Raw genomic sequence first — 7408 nt, 5'->3', positions numbered from 1 at the left:
CGGACGGCCACGAACCGGACGGCCACGGACCGTAGCGCGGGCGACACCGACCGGACCGCAGCACACCGGACCGCCGCGGACCGCTCGGCCGACCCGTACCGGGCCGCCACCCGGTACGGGTCGGCCGAGCACGCGGACCATGCGTCCTGGGCGCACCGGTCGGCCGGTTCCGGGACGGCCGTCGGGGGGCAGGAGGGCGCCGCAGCCGGTGCCCGGATCACCGAGCACGCGGACACCGCCGGCACCGAACTCACCGACCCCGTACGGCCCGCCGCCGAGCAGGCCGGGCCGATCGCTGGCGCGGGTACGGTCACCGGCCCGGTGACCGGTGCCGTGCGCGCGATCGGGGACGCGGTCGGCGGTGCGCTGCCCGTGCAGCTGCCGTCCGTCGAGCGCCCGGGGCAGCCCGGTCACGGCGACGGCTCGCCGCACGACGGTGGCGGGACCGGCGGCGAGGGGCCGTCCGGTGTGCGTACCGCCGCTCCGGTCGGCGGCCCGGCCGTCGTCCCGCCGGCGCACTGCGTCGAGGGGAAGGCCCAGACCGCCCCGCAGCTGCCGGCCGCCCTGTCCGGTCAGGGTGACACGGACCGCCACGGCCTGCCGGAGCAGCAGCTCCCGCAGGGCCCGACGGCGCCCGCCCCGCACTCCGCCGGCGACCAGCACGGTCCCCGTGGCGGGGACCAGCACTCCGCCGCACCGGCGGACGCACCACGCTTCCGGCTGCTGCCCGGTGGCGTCCGTACGGCCGACGGCGCCCCGACGCGCCGCCGGGCCGAAGAGATCCTCGAATTCCCGGGCTAGGGCAGACCGCTCCGCGTCTCCGACTGGACCTGCCGCGCGGGGGCGGGACAGGTCTGCCCCTCACACCCTCCGGAATTCAAAGGACTTCACCTCCATGCGTACGAACATCCGTCGTGCCGTCGTTGTCGCGGCTGCCGCCACCGGCCTGTGGGCCCTGGGCTCGGTCGCCGCCAACGCGGCCGAACTGCCCGTCGGCCCCCCGGAGCTGCCCGCCACCGGCGCGCTCACCGGCGCCACTCCGCAGCTGCCCACCGCCGACCTGACCGGTACGGCGACCAAGGCCGCGGGCACCGCCACCGACACCGGCACGGGCACCGACACCGGCACGGGCACCGCCACCGGCACGGGCACCGCCACCGCACAGAAGACCGTCGGCGACCTGGCGGACAAGGCCACCGGCGTCCTCGGCGGCGGGGTGCCCACCCAGGGCCTGCCCGGCACCGGACGGCTGACCGACGCCGCCGACGTGCAGCACGCCAAGAAGGCCACGAAGGTCAACAACGGCCGGCACGCGAAGAAGGCCCTGAAGGCCGTCAAGAAGACCGCCGGCGCCGTCGACCTCGGCGCCGCCGACCTCCGTGCGATCGGCAGCCTCCCGAACGGCACGCTGCCCACCGCCCCGTCGCTGCCCGCGGCTCCGGGTGTGCCCGCCGCCCCGGCCGTGCCCGCCGCGGAGCTGCCCGGTGGTCTGCCCTCGCTGCCCTCGGCCCCGGCGCTGCCCAAGGCCCCCGGGTCCGCCGACAACCTGCTGGCCGGGCTGGCCGGTGCCGGCACCCGCACCGAGCAGCTGACGCAGCTGACGCAGCTGACGAAGCAGGCGCCGGCCGCGTTCGCCGGCGCCCGGCCGGTCGTCGACGAGACCGCCGCCGATGTGCTGCCGCCGGTCGCCCGCCGGGTGGTCGTCAAGGTCGTGCCGGTCGCCCAGGGCGCGGCCGGCGGCGTGGGCTGGCTCGCCGGTGACGCGGCCGGCCGGACCGTTCCGTTCGTGACCGTCGTCAGTGGCCGGGCGCAGCCGTTCGCGCTGGGCGTCACCACGGACGCGGTGCCGTTCGCGCTGGGCGCCGCCCCCGACGCGGTGCCGTTCGCGCAGGGCAAGGGTGCCGGGGCCGTGGCTTTCGCGCAGGACAAGGGCGCCGGGGCCGTGGCCTTCGCGCAGGGCACGGGTGCGGTGGCGATTCCGTTCGCCGAGGGTCTGGCCACGGTCGTCGTGACCGACGGCAGGGCCACCGCGACCCAGGCCGTCGCCGGTGTGCGGGGCGGGGCCCCGGCGCAGGCCGTCCCGGCCGTGCCCGGTGACCTGAGCGACGCCGCGAACATCCCGGCGCTGCCGGTCCTGCCGGCTCTCCCGGTCCAGGGCGTCTGAGGCCGGTAGGCCCATCCACCGGTTCCGGCCGCGGCGGCGGCCGGAGACCGGAGCACCCGAAACAGCCGGGCGGTCCTCTGTGGGGGAGGACCGCCCGGCCTCGGTGTGTTCGGGGCCGGGAAGCTTCGGCATAAACGCCGGGGCCGGCAGATGAGCACACCGTGAAATCGAAGAAAAAGAGGAGGAGAGCCGCGAGTGCGACAGAACCTCGGCCGCTCGGTCACCGGTCGCACCTCCCTCCTGGGTGTCCCCTCAACTCACATGCACTGGGAGAGAGTTGAGAGGTCGAGGGGGCTCTGGGCCGGAGCCGCGTAATCCCCCGGTCGGCGTGCTGAAATCCGGGCGGAGACCGAGCGTGGCCAAAAGATCTGTGACCGTAATCACCGCTGGAGTGTGATCTGCGATTTAGGACCTCAAGTCCTGCGGCGATAACCTGCGAGACGGACATGCCGCGTATCCGGACACCGTGTATACGCCTCCCCTGTGACAGCGCCGTCACGTTGCCCTTCGCGGCACGCCCATCGCAGACAACGAACCGCGATAACTACGGCGATTCTGAGAAGACAAGGGACGGACGCGCGTGGACCTGTTCGAGTACCAGGCGAGGGACCTCTTCGCCAAGCACGGTGTACCGGTGCTGGCCGGTGAAGTCATCGACACGCCTGAGGCGGCCCGCGAGGCGACCGAGCGGCTGGGCGGCAAGTCCGTCGTCAAGGCCCAGGTGAAGGTCGGCGGCCGTGGCAAGGCCGGCGGCGTCAAGCTGGCCGCGACCCCGGACGAGGCCGTCGCCCGCGCGACGGACATCCTCGGCATGGACATCAAGGGCCACACGGTCCACAAGGTGATGATCGCCGAGACCGCGCCGGAGATCGCCGAGGAGTACTACGTCTCGTACCTCCTCGACCGCACCAACCGCACCTTCCTGGCCATGGCCTCGGTGGCCGGCGGCATGGACATCGAGGAGGTCGCCGCGACGACCCCCGAGAAGCTCGCCAAGGTCCCGGTCGACGCCAACGAGGGCGTCTCCATCGAGAAGGCCCGCGAGATCGTCGCCCAGGCGAAGTTCCCGGCCGAGGTGGCCGAGAAGGTCGCCGAGGTCCTCGTCACCCTGTGGAAGACCTTCATCGCCGAGGACGCGCTCCTCGTCGAGGTCAACCCGCTCGCCAAGGTCGCCAGCGGTGAGGTCATCGCCCTCGACGGCAAGGTGTCCCTGGACGCCAACGCCGAGTTCCGCCAGCCGGAGCACGAGGCCCTCGAGGACAAGGACGCAGCCAACCCGCTCGAGGCTGCGGCCAAGGCCAAGGGTCTGAACTACGTCAAGCTCGACGGCCAGGTCGGCATCATCGGCAACGGCGCGGGTCTCGTCATGAGCACCCTGGACGTCGTCGCCTACGCCGGCGAGGCGCACAACAACGTCAAGCCCGCCAACTTCCTCGACATCGGTGGCGGCGCCTCCGCCGAGGTCATGGCGAACGGCCTGGAGATCATCCTCGGCGACCCGGACGTGAAGTCCGTGTTCGTCAACGTCTTCGGTGGTATCACCGCCTGTGACGAGGTCGCCAAGGGCATCGTGCAGGCCCTGGAGCTGCTCAAGTCCAAGGGCGAAGAGGTCACCAAGCCCCTGGTCGTGCGCCTCGACGGCAACAACGCGGAGCTGGGCCGCCAGATCCTGTCGGAGGCCAACCACCCGCTGGTGCAGCGCGTGGACACCATGGACGGTGCGGCCGACAAGGCCGCCGAGCTGGCCGCTAAGTAAGAGGGACGAGGACACTAACAACCATGGCTATCTTCCTCACCAAGGAAAGCAAGGTCATCGTCCAGGGCATGACCGGTGCCACTGGCATGAAGCACACCAAGCTGATGCTGGGTGACGGCACCAACATCGTCGGCGGGGTCAACCCGCGCAAGGCCGGCACCTCCGTCGACTTCGACGGCACCGAGGTCCCGGTCTTCGGCTCCGTCAAGGAAGCGATGGAGAAGACGGGCGCCAACGTCTCCGTCCTCTTCGTCCCGCCGGCCTTCGCCAAGGCCGCCGTCGTCGAGGCGATCGACGCCGAGATCCCGCTGGCCGTCGTCATCACCGAGGGCATCGCGGTGCACGACTCCGCCGCCTTCTGGGCGTACGCGAAGGCCAAGGGCAACAAGACCCGGATCATCGGCCCGAACTGCCCCGGCCTGATCACCCCCGGCCAGTCCAACGCCGGCATCATCCCGGGCGACATCACCAAGCCCGGCCGCATCGGCCTGGTGTCGAAGTCCGGCACGCTGACCTACCAGATGATGTACGAGCTGCGCGACATCGGCTTCTCGTCGGCCGTCGGCATCGGCGGTGACCCGGTCATCGGCACCACGCACATCGACGCGCTCGCCGCGTTCGAGGCCGACCCGGACACCGACCTGATCGTGATGATCGGCGAGATCGGCGGCGACGCCGAGGAGCGTGCGGCCGACTTCATCAAGGCCAACGTCACCAAGCCGGTCGTCGGCTACGTCGCGGGCTTCACCGCGCCCGAGGGCAAGACCATGGGCCACGCCGGCGCCATCGTCTCCGGCTCCTCCGGCACCGCCCAGGCGAAGAAGGAGGCCCTGGAGGCCGCCGGCGTCAAGGTCGGCAAGACCCCGTCGGAGACCGCGCGGCTGGCCCGCGAGATCCTCGTCGGCTGACTCGGCCGAGCCCGGCAGACGCACTGCCGGTCCTCGCGGCGTCGGCACCGCCGGACCCGTCCTGCGGCGCAGTGCTCGCCGTGTACCCGGACGCGGGCCCGTACCCCTGGTGGGTGCGGGCCCGCGCCCGTTTTCCGGCCGGTGGTCGGCGCACCTCGGGGCCGGTGGTCAGCGCACCTCGGGCAGCAGCCGGGCCTGGTCCGTCGGGGTGCGGTGCACGGCGCGGTCGGTGGCCGGTCCGGGGTGCCGGGTGGCCGGAGCCTTCGCCTCGGGCGGCTGCGGCGGTGTGGCGTAGTGGTCCGGCGCGGCGACCGCGACGGACAGGGTGACCAGCGCGAACAGTCCGGTCAGCCCGAACGCGGCCCGGGTCGTCCGGCGGGCCCCGCGCTCGCTGCCGTCCCGTACCTGCGCACCGGTCGGCGGCGGCTCCCCGGTGGCGGGCCCGTCGTCCGCCGGGCCGGTGAGGAGCGCGGCCAGCCGGTCCCGCAGGATCGCGCCCTGCCGTGCCGGCGGCTGCCCGGCGAGGCCCAGTTCGGGCAGATCGGCGGCGAGCAGGTCCCGGGCGTGGGTGAGCCGGCCGGCCGCGGCCCGGGTGCTGGCCTCGACCTCGGCCGCGGTCGCGTACAGGCCGAGCCCGAGGCCGTCGTGCAGCAGCAGCACCCGCCGGTACGGGGCGGGCAGCGCGGCGATCGCCTCCCGCAGCGCACGGTCCGCGTCGTCCGAAGGCTCCTCCTGCTCCATACGGGTGGACGTCCGTCCTCCCGGTACCAGGCGGTGCCACGGCCGCAGCGCCTGCTCGTACACCGCGGCCCGCACCCAGCCCGCCGGGTCCGGGGCCACCGCGACCTCCGGCCACCGCTGCCAGGCCAGGTGGAAGCCGCGCTCCACGGCCCGCCGGGCGAGCCGGGGCTGTCCGGTGAGCAGATACGCCTGCCGGGTCAGCGCGGTGGCGTGTTGGGTGTGCAGCTCATCGAAGGCGGTGGCGGCGGGGGACGGCCCGGGAGCGGGCGGGGAGGCGTTCGCGGTCATGCCCAGCAGTGTGGAAAGCGGCAAACCCACCTTGGTCGCGACACGTGCGACACGGCGACCATTTCGCCGGTACGTGGTGGAAATTTGCTTTCTTGGCAGCATGGCGGCGTGAGTGAGTACCTCGGCAGCGGCCCCGCATGGTCCCCGTCCGGCCTGCCCGCGACCCGGCGCTCCTCCGCGCTCGGCGCCGCCTTCCTCGGCGGGGTGACCGCCGCCGGGCTCGGCCTCGGCGCGCTGACGGTGGCGGTGCTGCTGCTGTGGGTCGCCGCCCCCTACCCCGACACCAGCCTGTCCCGGGCGCTGCACCTCGCCGCGGACCTGTGGCTGCTGGCGCACGGCGGGGACCTCGTACGGGACGTGCCGCACTCGGCCGTGCCGGCACCGGTGGCGCTCACCCCGCTGCTGCTCGCCGTCCTGCCGGTGTGGCTGCTGCACCGGGCCGCCCGGCACACCCTGGCCACCGCGGACGACCCGCCCCCGGCGGCCGGCCCGACCGCGCCGCGCACCCTGCTCGGCGCGCTGCTCACCGGATACCTGCTGGTCGCGGGCGCTGCCCTGGGTTACGCCTCGGCCGGCCGGCTGGCCGCCGAACCGCTCAGCGCGCTGCTGTGCGTGCCGGGCACCGCCGTCGCCACGATGGCCGTCACCACCTGGCGGGTCCTGGGGCACGGCGGTACCGCCCTGCTGCCCGCGGGCGTCCGGCGGGCCTTCGCGAAGGTGCCCGGCCGGCTGCGGACCGTCCTCGGCGGCAGCCGGCTCGCCGCCGCCCGGCGGGCCGCCGGCGCGGGCCTCGTGGCGCTGCTGGTGGGCGGGGCGCTGCTGACCCTCGTCGGGCTCGCGGTGCACGGCGGCCGGGTGCGGCACGACCTCCTCCAGCTCGCACCGGACTGGGCGAGCCGCGCCACGGTGCTGCTGCTGTGCCTCCTGCTGCTCCCGAACGCGGCGGTCTGGGGCGCCGCCTACGGCCTCGGGCCGGGGTTCACGCTGGGCGCGGGCAGCACGATCGGCCCGCTGGGCGCCTCGGCGCACCCCCCGGTGCCGCGGCTGCCGCTGCTCGGCGGGGTGCCGGAGGTGGGCCCGGGTACGCCGCTGACCTGGGCGGTGGCCGTCCTGCCGGTGGCCGCCGGGGTCTGGCTCGCCCGTTCGGTGGCCCGTATGGCGACCGACACCCGGACCGACGCCGACGCCGACACCGAGACCGGGACCGGGACCGACGCCGATACCGGCTCCGCGGGCGGGACGTGGCCCGGGCCCTGGTCGTGGCGGCGGGCGGCCGGTGTCGCGGTGTTCGCGGCCGGCCTCTGCGGCGCCGGCGCGGCGGTGCTGGCGGGCCTGGCCGGCGGGGCGCTGGGGCACGGGGCGCTCGCCGCGTTCGGCCCGAGCGGCTGGCGCACCGGCCTCGCGACGGCCGCCTGGACCGCCGTCACCGGCGTCCCCGTCGCCCTCGCCCTGCGGTCCTGGCGACTCCGGCGCGCCCGGGGAACGACGCCGGCGGACGCCGGCGGGAAGGCGACGGCCGACGGGGCGGCGACGGCGGACGGGGCGGCGACC

General features: G+C 74.7%; 5 protein-coding genes and 1 pseudogene. 5 read left to right on the top strand and 1 reads right to left on the bottom strand.

Annotated features, from left to right (window positions below; genetic code table 11):
• From ACFV1J_RS32695 to sucD, 4 genes and pseudogenes are all read left to right on the top strand, one after another.
• Positions 1 to 801 (top strand): annotated as a pseudogene (locus ACFV1J_RS32695) (hypothetical protein); the annotation flags it as partial.
• A gap of 94 nt (positions 802 to 895) precedes the next feature.
• Positions 896 to 2164, top strand: a complete 1269-nt coding sequence (locus ACFV1J_RS32690; protein ID WP_385864210.1) for a hypothetical protein — start codon at positions 896 to 898, stop codon at positions 2162 to 2164.
• Between the two features lie 580 nt (positions 2165 to 2744).
• Positions 2745 to 3920 (top strand): ADP-forming succinate--CoA ligase subunit beta, encoded by a 1176-nt coding sequence (gene sucC / locus ACFV1J_RS32685; RefSeq protein WP_385864207.1) that lies wholly within the window; start codon positions 2745 to 2747, stop codon positions 3918 to 3920.
• A gap of 23 nt (positions 3921 to 3943) precedes the next feature.
• The gene (gene sucD, locus ACFV1J_RS32680; protein ID WP_385864205.1) at positions 3944 to 4828 is read left to right on the top strand and encodes a succinate--CoA ligase subunit alpha; all 885 of its coding nucleotides are present in this window, start codon (positions 3944 to 3946) and stop codon (positions 4826 to 4828) included.
• A 168-nt stretch (positions 4829 to 4996) separates the two neighbouring features.
• On the opposite strand, the gene ACFV1J_RS32675 is transcribed toward sucD, so the two are convergent.
• Positions 4997 to 5857 carry a sigma factor-like helix-turn-helix DNA-binding protein gene (locus ACFV1J_RS32675; RefSeq protein WP_385864203.1) on the bottom strand — a complete coding sequence of 287 codons (861 nt, stop codon included), beginning with the start codon at positions 5855 to 5857 and terminating at the stop codon, positions 4997 to 4999.
• Positions 5858 to 5965: 108 nt separating this feature from the next.
• On the opposite strand from ACFV1J_RS32675, the gene ACFV1J_RS32670 reads away from it, so the two are divergent.
• On the top strand, positions 5966 to 7408 hold a 1443-nt coding region (locus ACFV1J_RS32670), incomplete at its 3' end, for a DUF6350 family protein (RefSeq protein ID WP_385864201.1).

Origin of the sequence: Streptomyces sp. NPDC059649 (genome assembly GCF_042734445.1) — a bacterium.
Taxonomy (GTDB): domain Bacteria; phylum Actinomycetota; class Actinomycetes; order Streptomycetales; family Streptomycetaceae; genus Streptomyces.
This window is presented reverse-complemented; position numbering and strand designations above follow the sequence as displayed.